Origin of the sequence: Falsibacillus pallidus, assembly GCF_003350505.1 — a bacterium.
Lineage (GTDB): Bacteria > Bacillota > Bacilli > Bacillales > DSM-25281 > Falsibacillus > Falsibacillus pallidus.
In genome coordinates, this window is the sequence record NZ_QQAY01000002.1 from 541531 (window position 1) to 564211 (window position 22681).

The 22681-nt window shown below is 40.1% G+C and carries 23 protein-coding genes and 2 pseudogenes; 5 read left to right on the plus strand and 20 right to left on the minus strand.

Annotated elements, in window-relative coordinates; genetic code table 11:
- Positions 1–17: 17 nt before the first annotated feature.
- The 10 genes from DFR59_RS06430 to DFR59_RS06470 form a co-directional block, all read right to left on the minus strand.
- Complete coding sequence (locus DFR59_RS06430) at positions 18–266, minus strand: gas vesicle protein GvpG (RefSeq protein WP_114744765.1); 249 nt, start codon at positions 264–266, stop codon at positions 18–20.
- Positions 263–1036, minus strand: a complete 774-nt coding sequence (locus tag DFR59_RS06435; protein WP_114744766.1) for a GvpL/GvpF family gas vesicle protein — start codon at positions 1034–1036, stop codon at positions 263–265. Before DFR59_RS06435 ends, DFR59_RS06430 begins: the two co-directional genes overlap by 4 nt.
- 12 nt (positions 1037–1048) lie before the next feature.
- Positions 1049–1954, minus strand: a complete 906-nt coding sequence (gvpN, locus tag DFR59_RS06440; protein ID WP_114744767.1) for a gas vesicle protein GvpN — start codon at positions 1952–1954, stop codon at positions 1049–1051.
- A gap of 37 nt (positions 1955–1991) precedes the next feature.
- A complete protein-coding gene (gene gvpO, locus DFR59_RS06445) occupies positions 1992–2249 on the minus strand; it encodes a gas vesicle protein GvpO (protein WP_114744768.1) in 258 nt (85 codons plus the stop codon).
- Positions 2250–2280: 31 nt separating this feature from the next.
- Positions 2281–2541 carry a gas vesicle protein GvpJ gene (gene gvpJ / locus DFR59_RS06450; RefSeq protein WP_114744769.1) on the minus strand — a complete coding sequence of 87 codons (261 nt, stop codon included), beginning with the start codon at positions 2539–2541 and terminating at the stop codon, positions 2281–2283.
- A gap of 27 nt (positions 2542–2568) precedes the next feature.
- Positions 2569–3060 carry a gas vesicle protein GvpQ gene (gvpQ, locus tag DFR59_RS06455; RefSeq protein ID WP_114744770.1) on the minus strand — a complete coding sequence of 164 codons (492 nt, stop codon included), beginning with the start codon at positions 3058–3060 and terminating at the stop codon, positions 2569–2571.
- A gap of 50 nt (positions 3061–3110) precedes the next feature.
- Positions 3111–3587, minus strand: a complete 477-nt coding sequence (gene gvpT / locus DFR59_RS06460) for a GvpT/GvpP family gas vesicle accessory protein (RefSeq protein WP_114744771.1) — start codon at positions 3585–3587, stop codon at positions 3111–3113.
- Positions 3588–3735: 148 nt separating this feature from the next.
- Positions 3736–3897 (minus strand): hypothetical protein, encoded by a 162-nt coding sequence (locus DFR59_RS20040; RefSeq protein ID WP_158538337.1) that lies wholly within the window; start codon positions 3895–3897, stop codon positions 3736–3738.
- Between the two features lie 64 nt (positions 3898–3961).
- Positions 3962–4822 (minus strand): CvfB family protein, encoded by an 861-nt coding sequence (locus DFR59_RS06465; RefSeq protein WP_114744772.1) that lies wholly within the window; start codon positions 4820–4822, stop codon positions 3962–3964.
- Positions 4823–4906: 84 nt separating this feature from the next.
- The gene (locus DFR59_RS06470; RefSeq protein WP_114744773.1) at positions 4907–5950 is read right to left on the minus strand and encodes a class I SAM-dependent methyltransferase; all 1044 of its coding nucleotides are present in this window, start codon (positions 5948–5950) and stop codon (positions 4907–4909) included.
- A gap of 90 nt (positions 5951–6040) precedes the next feature.
- Between DFR59_RS06470 and DFR59_RS20625 the strand changes: the two genes are divergently transcribed.
- A complete protein-coding gene (locus tag DFR59_RS20625; protein WP_114744774.1) occupies positions 6041–6250 on the plus strand; it encodes a YczF family membrane protein in 210 nt (69 codons plus the stop codon).
- On the opposite strand, the gene DFR59_RS06480 is transcribed toward DFR59_RS20625, so the two are convergent.
- The 6 genes from DFR59_RS06480 to hutU all read right to left on the minus strand — a co-directional run bounded on the left by DFR59_RS06480 (position 6234) and on the right by hutU (position 14020).
- Entirely contained in the window at positions 6234–7337 is a 1104-nt protein-coding gene (locus tag DFR59_RS06480) for a GerAB/ArcD/ProY family transporter (protein ID WP_158538338.1), read from the minus strand. The genes DFR59_RS20625 and DFR59_RS06480 overlap by 17 nt on opposite strands.
- Positions 7330–8538, minus strand: coding sequence for a Ger(x)C family spore germination protein (locus DFR59_RS06485; protein ID WP_114744776.1), 1209 nt, complete (start codon positions 8536–8538; stop codon positions 7330–7332). The genes DFR59_RS06480 and DFR59_RS06485 overlap by 8 nt, the downstream gene beginning before the upstream one ends.
- Positions 8535–9953 carry a spore germination protein gene (locus tag DFR59_RS06490; RefSeq protein WP_158538339.1) on the minus strand — a complete coding sequence of 473 codons (1419 nt, stop codon included), beginning with the start codon at positions 9951–9953 and terminating at the stop codon, positions 8535–8537. Before DFR59_RS06490 ends, DFR59_RS06485 begins: the two co-directional genes overlap by 4 nt.
- Positions 9954–10076: 123 nt before the next feature.
- Positions 10077–11075, minus strand: coding sequence for an agmatinase family protein (locus DFR59_RS06495; RefSeq protein WP_114744778.1), 999 nt, complete (start codon positions 11073–11075; stop codon positions 10077–10079).
- Entirely contained in the window at positions 11060–12346 is a 1287-nt protein-coding gene (gene hutI, locus DFR59_RS06500; RefSeq protein WP_114744779.1) for an imidazolonepropionase, read from the minus strand. The genes DFR59_RS06495 and hutI overlap by 16 nt, the downstream gene beginning before the upstream one ends.
- Positions 12347–12358: 12 nt before the next feature.
- Entirely contained in the window at positions 12359–14020 is a 1662-nt protein-coding gene (hutU, locus tag DFR59_RS06505; RefSeq protein ID WP_114744780.1) for a urocanate hydratase, read from the minus strand.
- A 298-nt stretch (positions 14021–14318) separates the two neighbouring features.
- Here hutU and DFR59_RS06510 point away from each other — a divergent pair, with 298 nt between their 5' ends.
- Complete coding sequence (locus tag DFR59_RS06510) at positions 14319–14798, plus strand: site-2 protease family protein (protein WP_114744781.1); 480 nt, start codon at positions 14319–14321, stop codon at positions 14796–14798.
- Between the two features lie 35 nt (positions 14799–14833).
- Here DFR59_RS06510 and DFR59_RS06515 read toward each other — a convergent pair whose 3' ends face one another.
- Together DFR59_RS06515 and recQ are read right to left on the minus strand one after the other, a co-directional pair.
- Positions 14834–16345, minus strand: coding sequence for an AraC family transcriptional regulator (locus DFR59_RS06515; RefSeq protein ID WP_158538340.1), 1512 nt, complete (start codon positions 16343–16345; stop codon positions 14834–14836).
- 215 nt (positions 16346–16560) lie between these two features.
- Positions 16561–18327 (minus strand): annotated as a pseudogene (recQ, locus tag DFR59_RS06520) (DNA helicase RecQ); the annotation flags it as partial.
- 140 nt (positions 18328–18467) lie between these two features.
- On the opposite strand from recQ, the gene DFR59_RS06525 reads away from it, so the two are divergent.
- Both DFR59_RS06525 and DFR59_RS06530 read left to right on the plus strand, forming a co-directional pair.
- Entirely contained in the window at positions 18468–18899 is a 432-nt protein-coding gene (locus tag DFR59_RS06525; protein ID WP_114744784.1) for a DUF4395 domain-containing protein, read from the plus strand.
- 137 nt (positions 18900–19036) lie between these two features.
- Entirely contained in the window at positions 19037–19972 is a 936-nt protein-coding gene (locus DFR59_RS06530) for a flippase-like domain-containing protein (protein ID WP_158538341.1), read from the plus strand.
- 39 nt (positions 19973–20011) lie between these two features.
- Here the strand turns inward: DFR59_RS06530 and DFR59_RS06535 are convergent, their stop codons facing one another.
- Entirely contained in the window at positions 20012–20536 is a 525-nt protein-coding gene (locus DFR59_RS06535) for a YhcN/YlaJ family sporulation lipoprotein (RefSeq protein WP_114744786.1), read from the minus strand.
- A 186-nt stretch (positions 20537–20722) separates the two neighbouring features.
- Between DFR59_RS06535 and DFR59_RS06540 the strand changes: the two genes are divergently transcribed.
- Positions 20723–21889 (plus strand): alanyl-tRNA editing protein, encoded by a 1167-nt coding sequence (locus tag DFR59_RS06540; protein WP_158538342.1) that lies wholly within the window; start codon positions 20723–20725, stop codon positions 21887–21889.
- 211 nt (positions 21890–22100) lie between these two features.
- Here DFR59_RS06540 and DFR59_RS06545 read toward each other — a convergent pair.
- Positions 22101–22490: pseudogene (locus tag DFR59_RS06545) on the minus strand (MFS transporter); the annotation flags it as partial.
- Positions 22491–22681 lie beyond the last annotated feature (191 nt).

The window sequence follows — 22681 nt, forward strand, 5'->3', positions numbered from 1 at the left end:
CACCCTCTCCTCTTGCCTCATTCAGTAAGTTTTTTCCATTCTTCCATTTCTTTGCGCTTGGCTGCCTCGTATCTTATAAGCAATTCCTGTTCTTTCGCTTCGAATGCTTCTTCTGGGATTTCCCCCAGTTCAAACATCATCTGAAGCTGAATAAGTTTTTGCTGGATGGTTGGCAGGTCATTTAATTCCTTATCAGCTTCTTCTTTTATCTTCTCAGCGATTTTTATCACCAAATTGATAGGCGTTGAAACTAATTTGTGAATCATCCAGCTTCTTCTACCTTCAAACGGATATTTACGAAGTTGTATGCTGGCCAAGGTCCGCTATATTGAAAATCCAATTTACCTTTCCATTTTTCATGAAGGTCATTTACTAATTGATCAAACTTGCCTTCATTTTCTTTATCAACGAGGAAAGAAGCATTTAACAGCATCTTTTCACCTGTTGGGTCATTGACCTTTGACGCATCTGCTTTTTCCGAGAGTGGAAGAAATAGGTCTTCTTTCATTCGCTGCTGCAATGAAGAAAATACTTCTTGTGCTGCACCACCCAATTTGATGCGGTCATAGTAGCCTGCAGCTTTAGACTTTCCATTCACGGAAGCGGATATTTCGGAGATTTTCGTATTTTCTTTTACTATAGATTCAAGCCATTCCTTTTTCCCGATTACTTTTAATCCAAGTTCAACTTTCCCCCGGATTTCCGGGAAGAGCTTTTCAAACTGAGGATATAGTTTTTCCATCAATGCCTGGACATCTTTTTTGGAATGAAAGACATTGCCAAAACTGATTGGAATGACAGCTTCCTTTTCCTCCATGATCATAGAAACGGCTTGTTGATGCATCATAAGATTCTTCCTGTTCGGATGGTAGATTTTCATAGGTGCTTCACAGGCAGCTATCCCGGCATCTTTGTATTTGATTACAAAGATATCTCTTTCGACGCCCTCAATTTCTATCTTTCCGATAGGTGTTTCTTCCTCGGTTTGAAAAGCTCCGAAAATATAAATTCCCTTTTCTTCCTGTTGGCTGCTCATACAAACACTCCTTTACTTGCTCAGATTCTTTAATTCCTTCATAATCCATTTTTCTGGTTCCGTTTCTCCAGATAGCCGTTTGATTGGAAATTCTAATACGTCAAGACAAAGACGTTGGAAATCTTGATGATCTCCATCGATCTCAATATCCTGCCGCTTAGCGAGTTCCGCTATCATCAGGGAGGCCCGAATACTCGGCCCCGTACCATTTTCATTGGAACACTTTTCCCTTAACCGGGAGACCAGCCCCGTGATCATTTTAATTTCATCTTTTTCAAGCCCTGTTTTTTTCGCAATGATTATAGCTTCTCTATCTTCATTTAAATAGTTCATTTGAATGGTGATCATGCGGTCCAAGAGAGCATCTTGCGTTTTATAGACACCTGCATACTCCAGAGGATTGCTGGTGAAAATCATTCGAAAATCAGGATGGACCCGAATGAAAGGCTCAGTTTGTTTTGTACCGTATAAGGGAAGAATCCCTTCTTCAATGACCGATAGAAAAAGATTATTGGCAGAAGGCTTTGATCTCGTAAATTCATCGTAAATGAGTGTCCATCCATTCTTCACTGCTTCCAATAGACGTCCATCTCTCCACGATTCAGTTACATGCTCTTCTTTCTTATACACACTCCGCACATATTGATCGACTACCTTTTTACTGGAATAGCCTGTAAAGTCGCCTATCATATCCTTGTTGTTCAGCTCAGGATTGCCATGGATGATCATGACGGGGCGTTTTCTCTTTTTGGCAAGGGCTAATGCGGTTGTGGTCTTTCCTGTTCCTGCTGGACCGGAAAAATGGACGGGATAACCTGCCCTTAAATATTCAAGGGTTCGGGATAATGTGTCTTCTGATACTTCATCTTGAACCATCGTTTTCCCATGGGCTTTTTCCCGATTTTGTAAGACCGTCATGCCATCAACTCTCCTCTGAACTTTCCACTTTTAACGTTTACCCTATTGCACTCCTATAACGGATATCTATCCGGTTGAAGGATGTAATCTCGCCTTTCTCATTAACAAGGACAGTATACATGCCAATCATTTCGTCCTTGGCGTATTTTTTCATATATTCCTTTTCTTCCACTACTTCGATGGTCACTTTCCATCCATCCTCCTCCAGTAAATCTACCGAAGTGATTTTGTGGGGAGGTGCGATATTTTCCTGGAAGAAATCAGATACAGTTTTCATAACCTTTTTAATTTCCATAACTTCCTCCGCGGTTCCGACTTTACCTCAATTAAATGCTAAATCCCGGTGATCCTTCATTGGATTGAGATCTAAGTCCATTCTCCTCGACATCATCTGTAAGAAGACCAACGGCTTCTGCATATCGAAGCCAAGTGTCGACACTCGCGATGACTACCCTCGCTTCAATCGTTAGAATCTCAATTCCTACAACGGATACTCGGGCAAATGCATCAATAACGATCCCTTTATCCAATATACGGTCAATAACTTCTGCTAAACTTGAACTATCAGTAGTTTTTTGTACGGCCATGATTCAATCTCCTCCTGTTTTTATAATTTAGTTGCTATACATTTTGATGTCCGCTGAAGATTTAATATCTTTAGGACTTTTAATGTTCCTGGAACTTTTGATATTTTGGATGCTTTTGATATTTTGAGAGCTTTTCACATCCTTTGGACCTTTAATCCCTCGATATCCTTTCCCTTTTTTTTCTGAGTTAGAGTCGGATATCTTAGACTGCAGCTCTTCCCCAGCCTCTCTTGCCTTTCCAAGCTTTTCCCTTGCAGTAAGGAGAGCATGCTGGATTTTTTCTTTAGCAGAGTCTGCCTTGTCATGAACTTTCTCAGCGTTGTCATTTTTTGCTTTTTGCAATTTCTTGGAAGCATCATCAGCTTTAGACTGAATTTTGTCTTCCACATGTTCTGCAAAATGTTCCTTTGCTTCTTCTTTTATCTTCGTTTTCACATATTTCTTTACTGGAGCAGGCGATTTATTTAATATAAATTTCCCTGCCTTTAATGCAGCTTTCCCCAGTTTTCGTTTATTCATGGGCATGCTCCTTTCTGAAAAAGGCTGCCTGAATGATTAGTGCTTATTGGTTAGTTTTTCGCTTCCAACAGCTTTGTCAACTTTTCATCGATCTTGGAGAGGTAATCATTGATTTTTTTGTTCTCTTCTTTCAACTCATTATATTTTTCTTCATATTCCTGGTTGTCTGAAGACGATTCTTCAGGTGTTTTATTAGTTGATTCAACCTGATTATTCTTTTTAATGGAAAGCAAATTATTGAATGTTCCTTTTTCAACCGTTTTGCGTACCTGCATCACCGCTTGTTCTACCAGGATTTCATGTGCAGTTCTCTTTAATTCACTGCCTGCTGTCCTAACAATTTCTGATTTTCCCAGAGAGGAAATGATTTTTTTTCCTGTTCCCGGGCTGGACATCATTCCTAGTCCCGCTCCAACCATACTTCCTAATAAAACATAGCTTAGTGAGTTTGATGAGCTGTCCTCTGCGTTTTGTTTTTGTGATTGAACCGATGTTTCTTCTTTTTTGCTTTTTTGTTTATCTGCCAATTTTCATCACCTGCTCTATAAGATTTTCTTGATTCCCTATTAAATTGAATTGGCCTAAGTTTAAATTTGGCCAACAAACTATTTGCGATGTTACTAGGGGTTTACCTCGATTTTTGACTCCTAAACATTCGTTGGATAATACATGAAATTACTTCCCATCATTTGCAAGACCTACTGAGGCGAATTGCTCCTTTGTAACAAAAAAAGCGTTGATTTTCATGACATCCTTCGTATCTGATCTATAGAAATAAGTCAAAATTGACATTTTGATTACAAAGCCGGAGAAAATCGCTGCGATCATCATTTGCAAAAAAAAAGACACCCATATTGATATGAGTGTCTTTAGTTATTCCATATTTAATGCTGATTATTCTTTATTCTTTGATGTAGGTCCATCCTTCTTCCTGATAGACTTTTCCTTCCTTCATCAGTTTGCCGAGAGCCCGTTTGAAAGCAGCTTTGCTCATTTCAAACCGATATTGAATCTCTTCGGGGGCGCTTTTATCCCAATAAGGCATTTTTCCACTGCGCTGGATTAAGTATTGTAGGAGCTTCTCTGAATCATCCAGCATTTTTTCTTGTTTCCTAGGGAATAGCGATCCATTCAAAGTACCGTCTTCTTTGACGTCAATGACTCTTGCTGTCACTAATTCACCGAGCCTCGGCTCCTTTTCCCGTTCGCTTTCATGAATGAAACAGCGATATCCTTCTTCTGTCAGCAGGAACGATCCAACTTTCAATAAACGATAGATCCTTCCCTTAATATCCTGGTTCAAGATGGTCCGCGGCGCTTCCTTCACTAAATCCTGAATGATATTTTCAGTGGCAAGCTTCCCGTAGAGCCTTCCGTTTCGATCAGTTTTTAATGTGACATATAATAAATCACCTTCAACCGGCCAAATATCGTCGTATATCGGAAGATCATCCGCAGATATCAAAAGATCTTTTGATATCCCGATGTCAACAAATGCACCAAACTCTTCATTAACTCCTACAACTTTACACCACTCATACACGCCCTCTTTGAGAACCGGGAGCTTCATGGTCGCTGTCATCCTGCCCAGCTTATCATGATATAAAAAAACTTCTACAGTTTGATTTAATTCAATTTCGCCTTGGATTTCGGAATTAGGAAGCAGCACATCTTCTGTTCCATTGGAAAGGAAATATCCGAAGGGGACTTCCCTTTCAACGTTCAGTGTCATAATCTTTCCAGCTTCTAAATAGTCTCTCATGTTATTCCTCATTTCTTGCACTTTTCTATAGTTATCCACTTTGACTAATCTATCACTTTTTAGTTGCGATGTATACAGAGGCCATTATTTTACTTTGGCTATAATGCCGTTATGGACTTTGATATGACCATGGCGAATTATATCAAGTCCATTTTCATACATATACAATCCCATCTGCTCAACCGTCATTAATTCACGATACGTGTGATTCATGACATCGGCCATGATTTCGTAGTAAAGTTTAGACTTCAACTGCGCCCTTGGTGTCGTCATGATGATGTACCCGCCCGGTTTTAAAAATTTCCTGTGCCATTCAAGGACTTCCGGCTTCAGCTCATCGGGAAAGTGCTCGAGCAGACCTACACTTAGTACGATATCAAATTCTTTGCCGTAACTCAGTTTACGGATATCATTTACCTCATAATGAATGGTAAAGTCCGATTTATTATAGACTTTATTTCCCCCGGTTGCCGGATTGTATCCAAGAAACGGATAGCTTTCGGGAAACTCTTTAAATCTCGAATCCCTGCAAAATTCATCATAGTCCACCATTACTACTTCCCCTTGGGGATACATGGCAGACAGCTGCATCGCCTCATATCCCTCGGCAGCCCCGAGGAATAATATCCTTGGCTTCTGGAGATCCAGTCCTTCAAAAAGAGCCCTTTTGCCCCTCGGATCCCATATCCCATCTTCAATCCTATGGGCATAGTTCCATAAATGGATGCGCAGAACATTCCCAAGCGCTGATTTAATATCTCTCATTTGAAATTTGGCCAGTTTTGAGAAGAACTCCTTTTTCGATCTGCTCATTTCTGCTGGTACATCTTTCACAAACCATTCATGAAAAGAGCGGTTGAACATTTCCCAAGAGGTATGAACAGGAAGTGCCTTACCATTTTTCTCTTCCCATTCAGTTTTTTCTTTCGAAAATGAGGTAACTTCAAACGGTTTGCCGATATCTTTCCATCTGAGTTCAGACCAATCTTTAACCGTATTCAATTTGACGAATTTATTGTATTCTTTTTCACTGAAATACCTTAGGTCTTCACGGTAGGAAGGGGTCAATACCGTATCCCATTCCATTTCTTCCATTGAAGGTCCTGCTGCACGTTTCTCCAGTTCCATTCCATCCACTTCTTTCCCTTTTTCCTAACTATTTTCTCTATTAGATGTAAATATCCTTTTTTCTGGACATAATGGAAAGTGGTGATGGTGATGAAAAAACAAATTATTTTCTTAGTCTTGGTTTATTGCAGTACAATATCTTTAATATTTTGCCTTGATTTGATTCAAAAGTATTCATTGCGCGAAATTCGCTATAATTTCCTCAATGTTTTCTATACGCTTTCCATTGATGACTTTTTTTCTTTATTAATAGGATTCACTTTGCTGATCGCCTATGTTTGGATTATGAAGAAAAAATAGCTTCTTTTTTCACCTTTTTCTTTATGATGATGACAGCCATCATTACCAAAGGCATGACAATTTGAAACGGGATATGGAGATAATACGGGACAATATTGATTCCTTCTTCTATATGCTGCGGGAAATTTGCAGAGATGGCCATCGAGCAATAGGTCACTAATAATCCCAGCGGCACTATAATGAAGTTTTCCTTGATTCCAAGTAATTGTTTGCTTGTTTCCACGGATGCAATAAAAAATATGCTTGTCTTAATAAACCCTAGGATTATTATCAATATCACGATTAGAGCATCTACACGCTGGATGAAATCTGAAATATTGATGACGGATACGGCAGTCAAGATGGGAAAATGAGTCCTCTCTACTGTTTTTGCTCCTAAAATGGAGACGTGGATGAAAGAAGTTGTCATCAACATAGCACCTGCAATAAAAGTTGCCGCAAGAAACTTTAGCAAGATTCCTTTTTTCTCTTCCACTTTTGAAAAAAATACAATAATTACAATCAGCTCCCCGAATGGGAACGTAATAATCTTCGGATAGACCGTTTTAAGGACAGGCGCCCATCCGTCCTCCAACACTGGCAATTCATTTCCAATATCAATGACCCCTGAGACAATTTCAAAGATAATGCTGCCAAAAAAAGCTGTGATGATAATTAGAAATAAGTATTTTGAGATTTTAAATATCAAATCAATGGATTTGCATGAATAGTACATGATTGTCAGCATCATGATGAGTGCAAGCACTACCAAAGAAACATCCCCAAATGCAGCAATCTGCAATACCTCACTGAAATCCCTTAATATCCTTGAAGTCATGTAGATAAAATAAACTATATAAAGAAACGTTATGAATTTCCCGCCAATTTTCCCGAAAGCATATTGGAAAATCTCAAAGAAATTCTGTCCTTTTTGCGCTGCATATACTAAATAGTAGACAAGCAGTAGAGGAAGGCTTGATAACATTCCAATGAATATGGCAAGCCATCCGTCTTTAAATGCGGTTCTTCCCACATCGAGCATCACAGCGCTCCCGACAAGAAAAAGAATGACTAATGCCATGAAATCACCATGTTTGATTTTAATCATGGTTCGCCTCCTGAACATTAATATGGTTCCTCGTCAAACCCGAGTTATTTATTTTCATCTCCACTTTTACATCAACAGCTGCATTCTTATAAATTTCTCCCCAATGATCTCTTTCTTTTTTCCAATACTCAGAATCACTTTTACGTAAAGATGAGTTGAAAGCTAAGAAGTCCGTTTCATGTGATTGAGTATCTTTAATTAATTCTTTTAAATTCTTTTTCACTTTTTTCTCCATGATTTTTTCAATTTTTTTATAATCTTCATCCGTACTTAAAGTGATTTTAGGGCAAGCATTGCTGTCAACATTCCCCTCCATATAAGTATTGACTTGAAGCAAAACCTTACCATTCTTTCTTACTGCTTTTAATTTAGATTTCGAATAATTCACTTTTATGGTGAAATGTTTATTTTCACTGCATTTATGAGAGAGAATTGTCTCTTTTAATTCATTTCTAAGTATCAGGGTCGATCTGGCTTTTTCATTATCAATCCAATAAGCCAGCTTCCCTTCTCTATCAAATACAGCAATCCCTTCTACCTCACTGGTCAATGGGGATGCCTGATCAATATTTTCCTTGGTGCTGGCAAAATTATTGTCCTTCGGCGCTGTAGCTCCCCCTACAATTGCCGCTGTATTCCCGTCCTCAAATGACTTGATCAGCTGATAAAGCTCAACATTCGCGGTTTCTCCAAACAGGTCATGTGCATTTCTAATTTTCCCGATAAGTGAAACAACGGGAATACTCGTCAACGTAGTAAGTGTATTTAAAACGTCGAATGCCTTTTCCCCCTTAGCAACTAAAATGGGAGTATTCTGCCTGACTTCTGCGTCGCGTTCAAATGTGTCCAGCACCTCAAGAATCCCTTTTTCAGCAAGCGCCTGTCCCATGACAATCATGGATAGATGTGCATAGAAGTTTGGCCTGGATATTTTAGTAGTGGCTTTTTGCAGGGCATCCACAACCGTTTTCCCTGTCCCCACCACATTGATGATTGGAACAACCTTCTGGCCGGATGAATTGCCTCCTGCAGTAAAAATAGCGCTGGGGTTCACGATCTGCAGCGTGATTTGATAGGTTTCTTCACCAAGTAAATCAATGCCGATACCCACGATGATCGACATTTCGTTTAGCTCATGCTGGCTCCCGCATCCAGCCACCAGCGTTGAAATTATCAATAGCACCAGTATCTGCTTTTTCATTTTGCATCCCTAATTTCCATCATTTTATCTTTTTTTGAAAGCTGATTATCAAGGCCCCGTAAATATGGCCGTCCCATAGATGTAATCGTAAGTAGATGTCCACACAGCATCATCAAACCAAGCAATAACCCATAAAATCCGATAAAATAAGACACACCCATGAATATAAACCTTAAAATCCTTGCAGAAATGGCCAGATTATAGTTCGGCATTGTAAAACTTGAAATGGCAGTGATTGAAACTACGATTACGACAGCTGTCGAGACAAGCCCCGCTTCAACAGCGGATTGTCCGATGACCAATGCTCCCACGATGGAGACAGCCTGGCCAATAGCCCTTGGCATCCTGACACCTGCCTCCCTCAAAATCTCATAGATAAATTCCATCAGGAATGTTTCGATAATGACCGGGAAAGGAATCCCTTCGCGCTGGGCATACAGACTGATTAATAATGGAGTCGGAATCATAGCATGGTGGTGTGTGATCAATCCGACATAAATGGCAGGTGCAAGCAGAGATAGAAAAAACCCGACAAACCTTAATGTCTGAAGAAGAAAAGATATATTAAAGTTATGATAGTAATCTTCAGGTGATTGGAAGAATTGATAGAATGTAACAGGACATATCAAAACAAACGGAGTATTGTCGACAAACACAGCAATTTTTCCCATTAGGATATTACTGGCAACCTCATCCGGCCTCTCAGTATTCATGATGGTAGGAAAGATCGTTTTTTGATTGTCCTGTATCATTTTTTCAATATAACCCGACTCTAGTATTAAACTCGCACTCCCTTCAGATATCCTTGTCCGGATTTTTTCTAAACATTCGTAATCCACCTGATCGGCCAAATACATCAGTTCAATATTGGCTTTGGACTTTTCTCCGGATTGGAATCTCTCAAGACGAAGTTGTTCATTTTTTATTCTTTTCCTAACAAGGGCTGTGTTGATTCTAATGGATTCCACAAAAGCATCTTTCGGCCCGCGGATGACTGTTTGGGATGTTGGCTCCGTTACTTGTCTTCCTTCTGTTTTTAGTGTACTTACCTTTAGAACCATTTCCCTTCCTTCAAACAGAATGATCGTGTCGCCTTCAAGCATGGAGATAGTTAATTTATGAAAATCCTTTTCATATTCCTTGTGCTCGATATTCATTCCATGATCGCCGATTTTTCCGATTACCTCATCCATGGAGTCCATTGACTGAAGCTCAGGGCTCCTAAATAATTCCACAACCCCATTGCCATCAGAGATACCGTCGATCCTGAGCAATACGATGTGAAAACAATGCCCGCCTTTATTAAATTCCTTATGCATCACCAGTAAATCAGCAGAAAAGCCAAGTGCTTCTTGAATACGGGTGTATTTTTCCTGTAATGTCGTCCCTGATAATTTTCCTTTGTCACGTTTCATCGGAATAACCTCGCCCTTCTTATTCCTCCTTAACATTTCCAAGATTCTCTAATATTATTTCATCAAATCTAACTGTCTTTATACATAAAAAAAGCCTGGAAAGTTAATTCCAGGCTGGGATCTTCATATTTTTCTTTTGGCAAATCCGGATAGAAAAGATAAGAAAACGTGTATGCCCGCCTTTACGGTAGGCTGTGCCGGGTGGTCCTTTGTAGGATCAAGGCAGACGATATCCATTGATTTGACTTTTTCATGCAGACCGGCAGCAAAGACAGCTTGAAAAAGTTCATGCGTCGTCATTCCCCCAGGGGTAGATGCAGGGACTCCGGGAGCATACGCAATATCCAGGACATCCATATCCACGGTTAGATGAATGTGGTCAACATTTTCACCAAGAGTTTCAAGTGCCCTTTTCACTGCATTTACCACACCTTGATCACGCGCCTTGCTTAGTGTTGTATAGTTGACTCCATAAACTTTGGCGGATTCGACCAGGCTCTTCCCATTAAAGAAACCGTGGAGCCCGATATTATGGACATTTGTTCCTTCGATGGTGCCGCTCTCAATTAAATTGCGTATGGGGGTCCCATTAGTAGGACCATGATCCTTGAGATCCCTCAAATCAAAATGAGTATCCAGCTGAAGAATTCCTATCGTTTCGTTCTTCTTTGCATTTTTAATCCCCTTCACGACCATTGCAGTTATGGAATGGTCCCCTCCGATGGCCGTTATCATCGATTGGGGAAATTTATCAGTGAGGTTTTCCATTGATTGGACGATATTTGAATGACTAAGGGATATGTCCGTGAAATGCATATCCACATTCCCTGCGTCCAATACTGTTAACTCCTCAAGATCTACCTCTTCATCCAAGTTGTAAGTAGAGAACCCTTTCCATCCTCTTCGGAATGCATCCGGGAATTCCGAAGCCCCTGATACACTGATGGAGGATCGGGATAACGGGATTCCAAACATGACGACGTCCCATTCCTCCTCAGGTTCAATCTCAACTGCTTCTTGAATTGGAATGATCCACTCGTTCATTTTCCCTTCCTTTACATTTCCTTTTGTCCAAACAAAGGAAGGAGGGGATAAGGGAGAATTTTTTAGGTCCTTTTGCATATCAGCCCATCCTTTACAACAATTTCTCCATTCTTAATGACGGTATCAGTATGATTCATCCCGTAATGATAGGAGAGTTTCATATAATTAGGAACATTCATGATGGTTAGATCCGCTTTTTTCCCAGTTTCAATGCTTCCGATTTCATGCCCCCTGTTTATGGCATGGGCTGCATTGATTGTAGCCGCTGAGATGGCTTCTGCAGGAGTAAGCCCCATTTTTAAAGAAGCCAAGTTCATGATGAACGGCAGGGAAACAGAGGGAGAAGAACCTGGATTGCAATCTGTTGATAATGCGATGGACATTCCCATGTCAATCATTTTTCTTCCCGCAGCGAATTCCGCCATCAAGAAAAAGGCAGTACCAGGCAGTAGAACGCCGATTACATCATTCTCTGCCATCCTTTTGATCCCTTCGTCAGAAGCTTTTAAAAGATGATCGGCAGAAATGGCTCCGACTTCGGCTGCAAGCTCTGCTCCTTCATACGGTTCAATTTCATCTGCGTGGATTTTAGGGATGAGGCCTAATTTTTTGCCGGCCAAAAGGATTTTCTTGGACTGTTCTGGAGTAAATACGCCTCTTTCACAGAAGACATCATTGAATTCAGCAAGTTTGCCTTCGGAAACCTTCGGAAGCATCTCTTCAATGATTAGATCTACGAACGCATCAGGATTCTTTTTGTATTCAGCAGGGATGGCATGAGCACCCATAAACGTACTGACGATATCGATTGGATGCATTTTGTTCAGTTCCTGTGCTGCCAACAGCTGCTTTCTTTCCGTTTCCCAGTCCAGCCCGTATCCGCTCTTCGCTTCGATTGTAGTTACACCATGCAGCAAAAATGAATCAAGTCTTTTCTTTGATTGCTCGATTAATTCATCCATGCTGGCTTCTCTCGTTTTTCCCGTAGTAGCATGGATTCCTCCCCCGTTATTCATGATTTCCATATAGGTTGAACCGTTCAGCCTCATGTTGTATTCCTCTTCCCTGCTGCCGGCATAAACCACATGGGTATGAGGGTCTACCAAGCCAGGTAGAACAATTTTTCCTCTTGCATCGATTATTTCAGCTTCTTTCATGAGCTCACCATAGACAGAAGCCAGTTCTTCTTCCGTTCCAACTCCGGCAATTTTCCCTTCATTTATGAAGACGCATCCATTTTTGAGGATTTGAAGATCATTCATCTTTCCTTTTTTTAACGGCCCCTTTGAAGAACCTTTCAGAGTGATTACCTGCTCCGCATTTTTGATAATTAATGGCTTCGTTTCCATGTCAATTCCTCCTCATTTCTTCATCATAGGAATATGGATGCCGTGTTTTTCTGCTGTTTTTTCAGCCAGTTCATATCCTGCATCGACATGGCGTACGACTCCCATACCCGGATCGGTGGTCAATACCCTCTCAAGCCTCTTTTCAGCCTCTTTTGTACCATCAGCGACGATCACCATTCCGGCATGCAGGGAATATCCCATTCCCACTCCACCCCCATGATGGACCGACACCCAGCTTGCTCCTCCAACAGCATTAATTAAAGCATTCAATATCGGCCAGTCGGCAACCGCATCACTTCCGTCTCTCATCCCTTCTGTTTCTCTGTTAGGTGAAGCAACAGATCCTGAGTCAAGATGGTCCCTGCCGATGACAATCGGGGCCTTCAGCTCTCCACTTGCAACCATGTCGTTTATGATTTTCCCGAACTTTGCCCTCTCTCCATATCCCAGCCAGCAAATTCTGGATGGAAGTCCTTGGAACTGAATTTTTTCCTGTGCCAAGCGGATCCATTTGCAAAGTGATTCATTCTCTTTAAATTCATTTAAGATGACTTCATCTGTCTTTCTGATATCTTCTGGATCACCCGACAGCGCTACCCATCTGAATGGACCTTTTCCTTCACAGAACTGAGGGCGGATATACGCCGGGACAAATCCCGGAAAATCGAATGCATTTTGGACGTCTTCATCTTTTGCGACCTGTCTGATATTATTTCCGTAATCAAATGTGATAGAGCCTTTTTCCTGCATGAGAAGCATCGCCTTCACATGGTTGGCCATGCTCCGTTTAGCTTTTCGGACAAAAGCTGCAGAATCCTCCACTCTCATTTTATTTGCTTCACCCAAGGACATCCCTTCCGGAAGATACCCATTTAAAGGATCATGGGCAGAAGTTTGGTCGGTCAATACATCAGGTATGAAACCTTTTTCGATCATTTCCGGCAGCACTTCCGCTGCATTTCCTAACAAACCAATGGATAATGGCTTCCCTGCTTTCTTTGCCTCCTTGGCCAAAGAGATGGCTTCATCCAACGAATTTGTCTGTACATCCAGATATCTTGTCTCAATCCGTCTTTGGATTCTTTCTGGATCCACTTCAATCGCTATGCAGACTCCCTCATTCATTGTTACTGCAAGGGGCTGTGCTCCTCCCATTCCCCCAAGTCCGGCTGTTACCGTGATGGTCTGCTTCAGGCTCCCTCCAAAATGCTGTCTCGCCAATTCAGCAAACGTTTCATATGTCCCTTGAACGATTCCCTGGCTTCCAATATAGATCCAGCTTCCTGCAGTCATTTGCCCGTACATCATTAACCCTTTTTGATCAAGTTCATGGAACGTTTCCCAATTCGCCCAAGCTGGAACTAAATTTGAATTTGCAATCAGTACCCGTGGTGCATCTTCATGAGTTCTAAAAACAGCTACGGGCTTTCCCGATTGGACAAGGAGTGTCTCATCATTTTCAAGATCCTTTAATGTTCTTACAATCGCATCATAGGATTCCCAATTGCGTGCAGCTTTGCCTATTCCTCCATAAACGACTAAATCCTCTGGCCTTTCTGCGACATCTTTATTTAAATTGTTGGCGAGCATCCTCAATGCTGCTTCTTGGACCCACCCTTTAGTGTGGAGTTCTGTGCCGGTAATTCCTTCAACGATTCTTTTATCTGTCTTCATATTTTCACTTCCTAATTATGATTTTCTTTCATTATAGGTGGGAAAGTATGAGATATGATTTGTTATATTTTTTGAATATTTATATTTTTCTTATATTTATTTCGAGGAATTAACGTTATATTTGCTAAAACTTATAATAATGTTACCTTAAGTTTCTCTATTTATATTTTTGTTATAAAGTAAAATTTGGCAACCGACTAATCTGAGTAAATAGTATGAGAGTAATTGAAAGAATAAGTGGTAGAAGTGAACGAAGAGGATATTGAATAAGGCAAACGCCTATATGGGAGGTTCTAGATTGTTTACTTTAGATGATATGTGGATGTTCTTTCTTGCTTTTTTCCTGACGCTTCCAATTGTAACCATCGTCCATGAATTGGGCCATGTGCTCGCAGCGAGGCTTTTTGGAGCAAAAATCAAGTTTACACTGGGAACAGGGAAGACACTTTTTAAAATAGGAGTAATTGAAGTAAAGAGATTATATTTCATGGAAGGATGGTGCCAATACGAGGAATTGACTTTTAATACGAAATGGACGCACGCTATCATCTATTTAGCTGGCAGCTTATTTAATCTAGCAGCTATTCTAATAGTGAATTCATTGATTTATGCCGGGATATTCCATGTGCACATCTTCTTCTATCAATTTGTCTATTTCTCCGTTTATTTTATTTTCTTTTCACTCTTCCCATTCAGAACCGGTGATGGGAGGCCTAGTGATGGGCAGGCCATATACGATGTTTTCAAATATGGAACGTCAAAGGATTTATTAGACTGACTAAAAAAGCTGGCGAATTAATTCCGCCAGCTTTTTTATTTCATATTTGAATCCTGAAATGATTCCTTGCTGCTTCGAAATTTCCTTGGGGGCTTCCCTTCCAATGAGCGGAAAATTTTCGAAAAATACTGCTGATTTTGGAAACCGCAAAGGTGTGCGATTTCTTTGATTGGCATTTCGCTCTCTTGCAGCAGTTTTTTGGATTCCCTGATTCTGATTTCATTTAATTTTTCCCTGAACCCTTGTCCAAGCTTCGACTTGAATAAATTGCTTAAATAGGAAGGGTTTCTTTTCACATGTGCAGATAAAATGAGCAGGTCCAGGTTCTGATTCCAATAGTTATCTTGCATAAATACTAGACACTTATCTATTATTGCCAGATTTGATTCATCACCACGATTGTCCCTTACTAGTTTCAGAATATGAATGATGAATTGAAGAATTCTTTCAATGATCCGATGAATCAATGGGCTGTACAAAATGTTATCGAAAACAGAAAGATACTCCCTTTCTATCTCTGTACCATTGATATGATTGGACTTCATGAATCTCCTAATTTGAGCCAATATGCTGGTGAGCCTCGTCCTCAACAGACCGGGATCTGGATATGGAGATCCAAACGTAAGGAACTCTTGATACATCCACTCACGGATTTCATGCAATTGCTGGTGTTTCAGCCAATGGATCCATAACCCTTGTTCATTTGGAGATAAAAAAGGATCCAGGAAGGTCCATTTGCTTTCCTCGTAATATTCCATAACTCTTTCATATCCTACAAAAAAGGCCACTTCGCACATTTTTTTTATTTCTTTAAATTGAACGTGCAAAGATGAAGGAGCCATGCCTTCCCCCTTGTGAATGATAATGGAAAGCGGGGATTCAGCGGCTTCATTCCAACTAGCCAGAAACCTTTTGCACTCCTCTTTCCACTCAATGTCAAGACGGGAAAAAAGACAGATGACTAAATCACTCATTGGAAAAATCTTTGGCCGCTCTGAAAAACGATAATCTTCAATAAATTCTAGAAGTGACGGTATATCTTCAGGGTTTTCACAATTAAACGCAATCATGATATGTGGTTTAGCAGGCTGAGCATCCCCAGTCCCTAAGAACAAATCACGATATCCAATGCTATTTTCTGCTGTTTCCCCTATAACCGTTTCCGATTTTTTCTGTACTGAATCCATTTCACGAATGGACTGTTTAATCTTATTTACGATTGTCCCTGGTGAAAACGGCTTAGTCAGAAGCATGGAAGTACCTATATCAATCGCCTTTTTTGCCACTTCAAATGTATCCTCGAGGGCAAAGGTAATGACAATCGGCTTAAAAATTTTTAAAGCTTTCTTGAGCGGGGCAGCATCTCCCCCTTCCAACAGTGCCATATCCAACAAAACAATGGCCGGGTCCAATTCCTCTGAAGCAGTAACCGCCCCTTCCAATGTATGTACACAATGCACTTTAATATCCGAAATCGAAGACTCCAATAACCATTGGATCCCTTTGGATTCAAATTCATCTTTATTGGCCATTAAAATGCTGTACATAAACATCACCTTTGGAAAATTAAGAATTTTCCCTCATTATTTCATGACATATTCAACTTGTAAAGATGGTGTTTTTATTAGTTTACATAATATTATTATAGGATACATTCCTTTTTTAAAAAAATCAAAAAACCACAGAGCATAAGTCTGTGGTTCACATATAAAACTTGTTAGCTAAACAAACATTATTTCTGGGCAACCGTTTCTACTTCCTCTTTTTCTACATATTTCTGAATTATTTCCAGGAATGCTTGTCCGTATTTCTCCTGTTTAAACTTCCCAATCCCTTTTACATCCAGGAATTGTTCAGCGTCAGTCGGGAGTGCGCTGCACATTTGACGAAGTGTTTCATCTGAAAAGATGACAAATGGCGGCACCCCTTCCTCCTCCGCAAGTCTTTTTCGGCAGGACCGAAGACTTTCAAACAGTTCATTGTCTTCAACAATCTTATGAATTTTGAGGCTCTCCTTGCGGAATAGTTTGACCTTCCCAAGAAGGACTTCCTTACCCTTATTGGTGACAGCCAAAACAGGATAGGCACCTGAGGTTACAGAAATGACGCCTTCCGAGGTCAAAAAATCAATGAGTTCTGTGATTTCTTTAACGGACTTCTCTTTCATCAATCCGAATGTTGATAATTGATGAAATTTTAGATCTCTCACCTTTTTCACTTTTGACCCTGCAAGAACCTGAGCAATTAAGGTTTTACCGAATCGTTCTCCCATCCGAATCATGCACGAAAGAACCATTTGGGCAGACTTTGTTATTTCGACTTTGTCGCGATCATCCTTGCAGTTTCCGCATCTGCCGCATGCAGGTGGATCAACCTCTCCGAAATATTGAAGTATATAGGCTTGAAGGCAGCCGTCAATATGGCAGAAATCGATCATTTGCTGAAGCTTTTTCACTTCCCCTTCAAGTCTTTCAAGGGTACTTGCAGACTGTTCGATCAAAAAACGCTGAACCTGGATATCCTGTGCACTGAACAGCAATATGCATTCACTTGGGAGGCCATCGCGCCCTGCCCTTCCGGCTTCCTGATAAAAGCTTTCCATATTCTTCGGAATTTGATAATGAATGACATATCGAATATTCGATTTATCAATTCCCATTCCGAATGCATTTGTTGCTACCATCACAGAAGCATCATCCAGGAGGAATTTCTCCTGCCCTTCATTCCGCTCCTTTTCCGAAAGACCGCCATGATATTTGGCTGCTGCAATCCCCATCTTCAAAAGTCTGGCATGAAGCTGGTCCACTTCTTTTCTAGTGGCCGCATAAATAATGCCTGCCTCTTCCTTATTTTTTCTAACGTATTCTTGTATGTATTTTACTTTATCCGATTCCTTAGAGATGTAAAAAGATAAGTTTTCCCGTTCAAATCCTGTCGTGATTGTATTCTCAGGATCAATCTCAAGCAGCCTGCAAATATCTTCCCTGACTTGCGGAGTCGCAGTCGCTGTCAAACCTGCCACAACTGGTCTCGAATTTAATTCCTTGATTAATTTTGAGATATAAAGGTAGCTTGGCCGAAAGTCATGGCCCCATTGTGAAATGCAATGGGCTTCATCCACTGCGACAAACGGTATCTTCATACCTTTTAACTGAGTGAGAAATTGAGGGGATTCCAATCGTTCTGGGGCAATATAAAGAAGTTTATATGTACCATCCTTGGCATGTTCAAGCCTTTCATGAATTTCTGCATTGGAAAGTGAGCTATTGATATAAGCTGCAGGGATCCCAATTTGATCAAGAGCATCAACTTGGTCCTTCATCAAAGAAATCAAAGGGGAAATTACGAGGGTTGTTCCTTCCATTAATAATGAAGGAATTTGATAGCAGATTGACTTGCCTCCTCCAGTCGGCATAATGCATGCCGTATTATTTCCGGATAGAACAGATTGAATTGTTTTTTCTTGTCCAGATCGAAAGGATTCGTATCCGAAATAAGTCTTCAACATTTTAACTGCATTATGAAGCATGTATGATTGCTCCTTACCTATTAATGATTTGTTGCCTTAGTTTCTTAACTATAACATATTCAGGACTTTTTCATTCACAATTAACGAATTTTGAGATACAATGTATATACACTAATTCCTATCTGAAAGGTTGGATTAATATGACAACGACTACAAAATCCATCCCGCGTCCATTAGTACTTGTAAATCAATGGACCATCGTCATTTCTGTCTTATTGACCTGGATTACAGGTATCTCTTTGATTCTTGCAATACCATTAGCAGCAGGCTTATCTGCTCTTGTTTTCAAATACAACCCTATTATGCAATTAGCCAAACCATTTTTGAAGAAGCCGCTGAAGGAATACATCCCTGAAGACTGGGAGCAGCAGCAATTTAACCAAAAAATTGCTGTCGCATGTTTATCACTTGGGCTTATCTCCTTTTTAATGAGCTGGACTATAGCTGCCTATATTTTCACAGCAATGGTTGGTCTCTCAGCATTTATCGCTATATTAGGCTTTTGCATCGGATGCTTTATCCGCTACCAATGGAAGAAATTCCAGCACGAAAGATCGGTGCAGCAGCACTAACACTTAAATAAAAAATTCGGCTGATGCATCCAAGCATCAGCTTTTTCTTTTTAAAAATCATGCCATTGTCGAAGGAATATATGATATTATAGAATTTATGTGCAAGAAAAAGGCAATAATGGCAGATGGTGAAAAAATTGAAATTACTAAAAAATAAAGCGTTCTCATATATTTTGAAGATTCTATTGGGAGCAGGAATATTAATCCTCCTCTATTTCGAAGCGGAAAAAGTCTTCAGGGACTTTGATTTTCGACTGGTGGAAAAACACATCCATGAATTGACACTTCAGCAGATCCTCCTTTTGTTGTTGATTGGAGCCATTGCTGTCATACCTATGTGTTTTTATGATTTCCTACTATTAAGGCCCTTAGGAATAAAGCTTCCTTTATTCAAAAAACTCCGCTATAGCTATGCAGCCAATACCTATTCCAATTTCCTCGGATTTGGCGGGGTTGGTGGAGCAGCACTCAGGGTCTATTTTTACCAAAAGCAGCACACAGATAAAATGGCGCTTGTCAAAATGATAGCCAGTCTCTCCATTTTCTTTTTGACCGGCCTCTCACTGATTTGCTGGTCTGTAGCATTCAATTGGTTCCAAACACCTGTCTTGGATGAGCATACTTGGCTGAAATTTGTGATTTGGGGTTTTTCTTTATACACCCCTTTATTATTGATTATTCATTGGCTAAGTCCCACCAAGAATAAAATTCTCTTCTCATTCAAGTATGTTTTAGGGTTCATCATTGTCTCATTTTCCGAATGGGTTTTCGTCCTGTTGACAATTTGGACCATCATCGTTGTGCTAGGTGTGCCATTAGCATTTTCCGCAGTTATCCCGATTACGATCGTTTCCATCTGCGCAGGAATCATTTCAATGATTCCCGGTGGTGTAGGTTCATTCGATTTGATTTTTCTACTCGGGTCTGAGTTGGCGGGCGTCAAGGCGGAAGAAGTTTTGCTCGCATTGGCACTTTATCGATTGATTTATTACATTTTCCCATTCCTAATCGGTTCACTTCTTTTCGTGGTGGAATGGATAAAAGACAGGTTCATAAATAAAAGAAAAAGTTGATTCTATAGAGAATCAACTTTTTCTTTTATTTCATCGATATCAGCGTTGATTTGGGAAAACGCGTCGAAGCATTTCGGCGATTTCATCTCCCAGTCCTACAACCGGTTTTCCTGCTTGAATTTTATCTGCGTAGCCTTTTAATCTGTCTGCAAAATCAGGATTTGTGGAAACATAGACATTGTCAATGCTCTTGTCCGCTTCTTTAACTTTGTCTGAGATTTTCTTCTCCATATCTTTTGTGTTCGTGCCTTCTTTGTTTGTATCAAGCTTGGCAGCCACATAAGCAGTATGGTCCGTAACAAGGACATTCGCATTGCTGACATTATCAATTTTGTTCACTTGATCAGCGACATCGTTGGCAACGGAGTAGTTGTTGTCACCCACGTTGTTATTCATATTGTTATCATTCATATCCATGTTGTTATTATCATTGACAGTACCAGGAGTATAACGTACATTTTGAAACTTTGTACCCTTTTCATCATTGACATTATTCTTTGAAGCGCAGGCAGTAAGCGGAACTGCCAAAAGGCTCGCTGCTAAAACGACTTTAACTATTTTCATGTGGAATCTACCTCCATTTATATTTTCAACCATAGTCTTTACAAGATTGGCTGAAATATGTAAGAGGAAAAATTTACTAAGCCTACATTCCTTATTTTCCTCTATAAACGGCAGGATCTTATGCTTTTTCATCCTTTTACACGACATGATATACTTTAAAAAAGATTGTTCGAAAGGAAGATGATTTTGACACAAAAATTATATTATGATTTTCCACAGATCACTGCTTGGGATACAGAAATTGAACGTATGTTTGAAGAAAATGGGAAATGTTATCTTACCTTAAAAAAGACGGCCTTTTATCCTGAAGGGGGCGGTCAGCCTGCTGATAAAGGGAACATCGGAGAAGCAGCAGTATTAGATGTCCAAGAGAGAACGAATGAAATTATCCATGAAGTGGACCAGTTTCCAGCTTCCAAGATAGTATCATGCAGCATTGATGCAAATAGAAGACTCGACCATACACAGCATCACTCTGCTCAACACTTATTATCAGCTGTACTTTTGGAGCTTTATGAAATTCCGACCCTCAGTTTTCATCTTGGGAAAGAAATCGTCACAATAGATGTCGATGCTCCGTCCATTTCTGATGAACAAATCGCCGTCATTGAAAAACAGGTAAATGATTACATTTATGATAATCTTCCAATTCATACATACTATCCTGACCCTGACCAGCTAAGCAGCATCCCTCTCAGAAAGATGCCACAAGTTGAAGAAGACATACGTATCGTTGAAATGGAAGGCATCGATTATTCTGCTTGCTGCGGCACCCATGTAGCACGGACAGGTCAGATTGGCTTGTTAAAAATTATCAAAACGGAAAAGAATAAGAAAATGACCAGGATTCATTTTACGGCCGGAGTCCGCTCCTTAAAAGAATTTCAGCTTGCACATAATGAAATGACTGAAATAGCACGCCACTTTTCCACTTCTAAGGAAATGTCTCTTGAAAAGATCTTCAAGCTTGAAGATGAATTAAAGAATGTGCAGAAGGAACTGAAGGAATTAAAAGCATTCAGGGCGTCTCGTACAGCAAATGATTTAAAAGAATCCATGAATGGCAACGCTGTATGCCATTATTTTACTGATTTTGATTTTGAAGAAATGTCAATGGCCGCAAGTGAACTTCTCGCTTCCGATATCACTCAAGTATTGCTCGGTTGTAAAAATGGATTAAAAGTCTTATTTGCTGCAAATGGAGAATCTGAAATAAACTGCGGAATAACATTGAAAGAGCATATCAGTAAATTCAACGGAAAAGGCGGGGGCACTCCACAAAGGGCTCAAGGATCATTTACACAAGAAAGCGATTTGCTCGATTTTCTAACTGAAATGAAAAAAATCTTATAAAAAAACGAAGGGAGCCCCTCCCTTCGTTTTTAGCTATGGCTCTTTTCTCAAAGTTTGTTGCTTTTGTCATTTAAATACGATCCCCTATGCAATCAAAATATCGTGTTTAGTTAGAAAAGAGCCTGGAATACTAAATTTCAACGCGCCAAACAATTACTATTACGTTAAAATCGGCAGTAAGATTTTAACAACAATGTTTACGAAAACAGCCTTAACTATTCACATAATTTTCATTCAAGCCTGGAGCTTTCTTACCTTTATGAAGAATCAGGGTCAAGATTACACCCATCAATGCCAGGATTCCAAAGAATAAATATACGATATAAATGGAAAAACGATCATACAATATTCCACCTACAAACGTGCTGAACCAATTGCCGAGACCATTTCCGATAGCGGAGTAGATTGTTACGGCAGTTGCTGTGATATGCGCAGGTGTAATTTCCTTGATGTATTGAAGTCCTGCCGGGATAAATAGACCGACGGAAGCACCTTGAATCATTGCAGAAGCATAAATCAGGCCGAGGCTTGGCTCCATGAAATAAAAGAGCCATCTGACAAGTGAAACACCTCCTGCCAAAGCTGCTACAGGCAGCAGCCCCCACCATAGCCATCAACTTAAGGCAAATTAGTCGACGAAAGTAAATTTTCTCCTTACTCTAAAGTTCTGCCATGCAGAATTTTAGAGTAAGGAGTTTTTATTTATGAAGAATTTACATCGAGAATTAGCTGCTTTTTCGGAGGCTATTAAAGAAGTCATATCTTCTTCTGCGGTTGAAGAACTGGCGAAGG

Coding starts and splice junctions, on each gene's coding strand:
- DFR59_RS06430 (WP_114744765.1), bottom strand. CDS start 266: ATGATTCACAAATTAGTTTCAACGCCTATCAATTTGGTGATAAAAATC.
- DFR59_RS06435 (WP_114744766.1), bottom strand. CDS start 1,036: ATGAGCAGCCAACAGGAAGAAAAGGGAATTTATATTTTCGGAGCTTTT.
- gvpN (WP_114744767.1), bottom strand. CDS start 1,954: ATGACGGTCTTACAAAATCGGGAAAAAGCCCATGGGAAAACGATGGTT.
- gvpO (WP_114744768.1), bottom strand. CDS start 2,249: ATGGAAATTAAAAAGGTTATGAAAACTGTATCTGATTTCTTCCAGGAA.
- gvpJ (WP_114744769.1), bottom strand. CDS start 2,541: ATGGCCGTACAAAAAACTACTGATAGTTCAAGTTTAGCAGAAGTTATT.
- gvpQ (WP_114744770.1), bottom strand. CDS start 3,060: ATGAATAAACGAAAACTGGGGAAAGCTGCATTAAAGGCAGGGAAATTT.
- DFR59_RS06465 (WP_114744772.1), bottom strand. CDS start 4,822: ATGAGAGACTATTTAGAAGCTGGAAAGATTATGACACTGAACGTTGAA.
- DFR59_RS06470 (WP_114744773.1), bottom strand. CDS start 5,950: ATGGAACTGGAGAAACGTGCAGCAGGACCTTCAATGGAAGAAATGGAA.
- DFR59_RS20625 (WP_114744774.1), top strand. CDS start 6,041: ATGAAAAAACAAATTATTTTCTTAGTCTTGGTTTATTGCAGTACAATA.
- DFR59_RS06480 (WP_158538338.1), bottom strand. CDS start 7,337: ATGATTAAAATCAAACATGGTGATTTCATGGCATTAGTCATTCTTTTT.
- DFR59_RS06485 (WP_114744776.1), bottom strand. CDS start 8,538: ATGAAAAAGCAGATACTGGTGCTATTGATAATTTCAACGCTGGTGGCT.
- DFR59_RS06490 (WP_158538339.1), bottom strand. CDS start 9,953: ATGAAACGTGACAAAGGAAAATTATCAGGGACGACATTACAGGAAAAA.
- DFR59_RS06495 (WP_114744778.1), bottom strand. CDS start 11,075: ATGCAAAAGGACCTAAAAAATTCTCCCTTATCCCCTCCTTCCTTTGTT.
- hutI (WP_114744779.1), bottom strand. CDS start 12,346: ATGGAAACGAAGCCATTAATTATCAAAAATGCGGAGCAGGTAATCACT.
- hutU (WP_114744780.1), bottom strand. CDS start 14,020: ATGAAGACAGATAAAAGAATCGTTGAAGGAATTACCGGCACAGAACTC.
- DFR59_RS06515 (WP_158538340.1), bottom strand. CDS start 16,345: ATGTACAGCATTTTAATGGCCAATAAAGATGAATTTGAATCCAAAGGG.
- DFR59_RS06525 (WP_114744784.1), top strand. CDS start 18,468: ATGACAACGACTACAAAATCCATCCCGCGTCCATTAGTACTTGTAAAT.
- DFR59_RS06535 (WP_114744786.1), bottom strand. CDS start 20,536: ATGAAAATAGTTAAAGTCGTTTTAGCAGCGAGCCTTTTGGCAGTTCCG.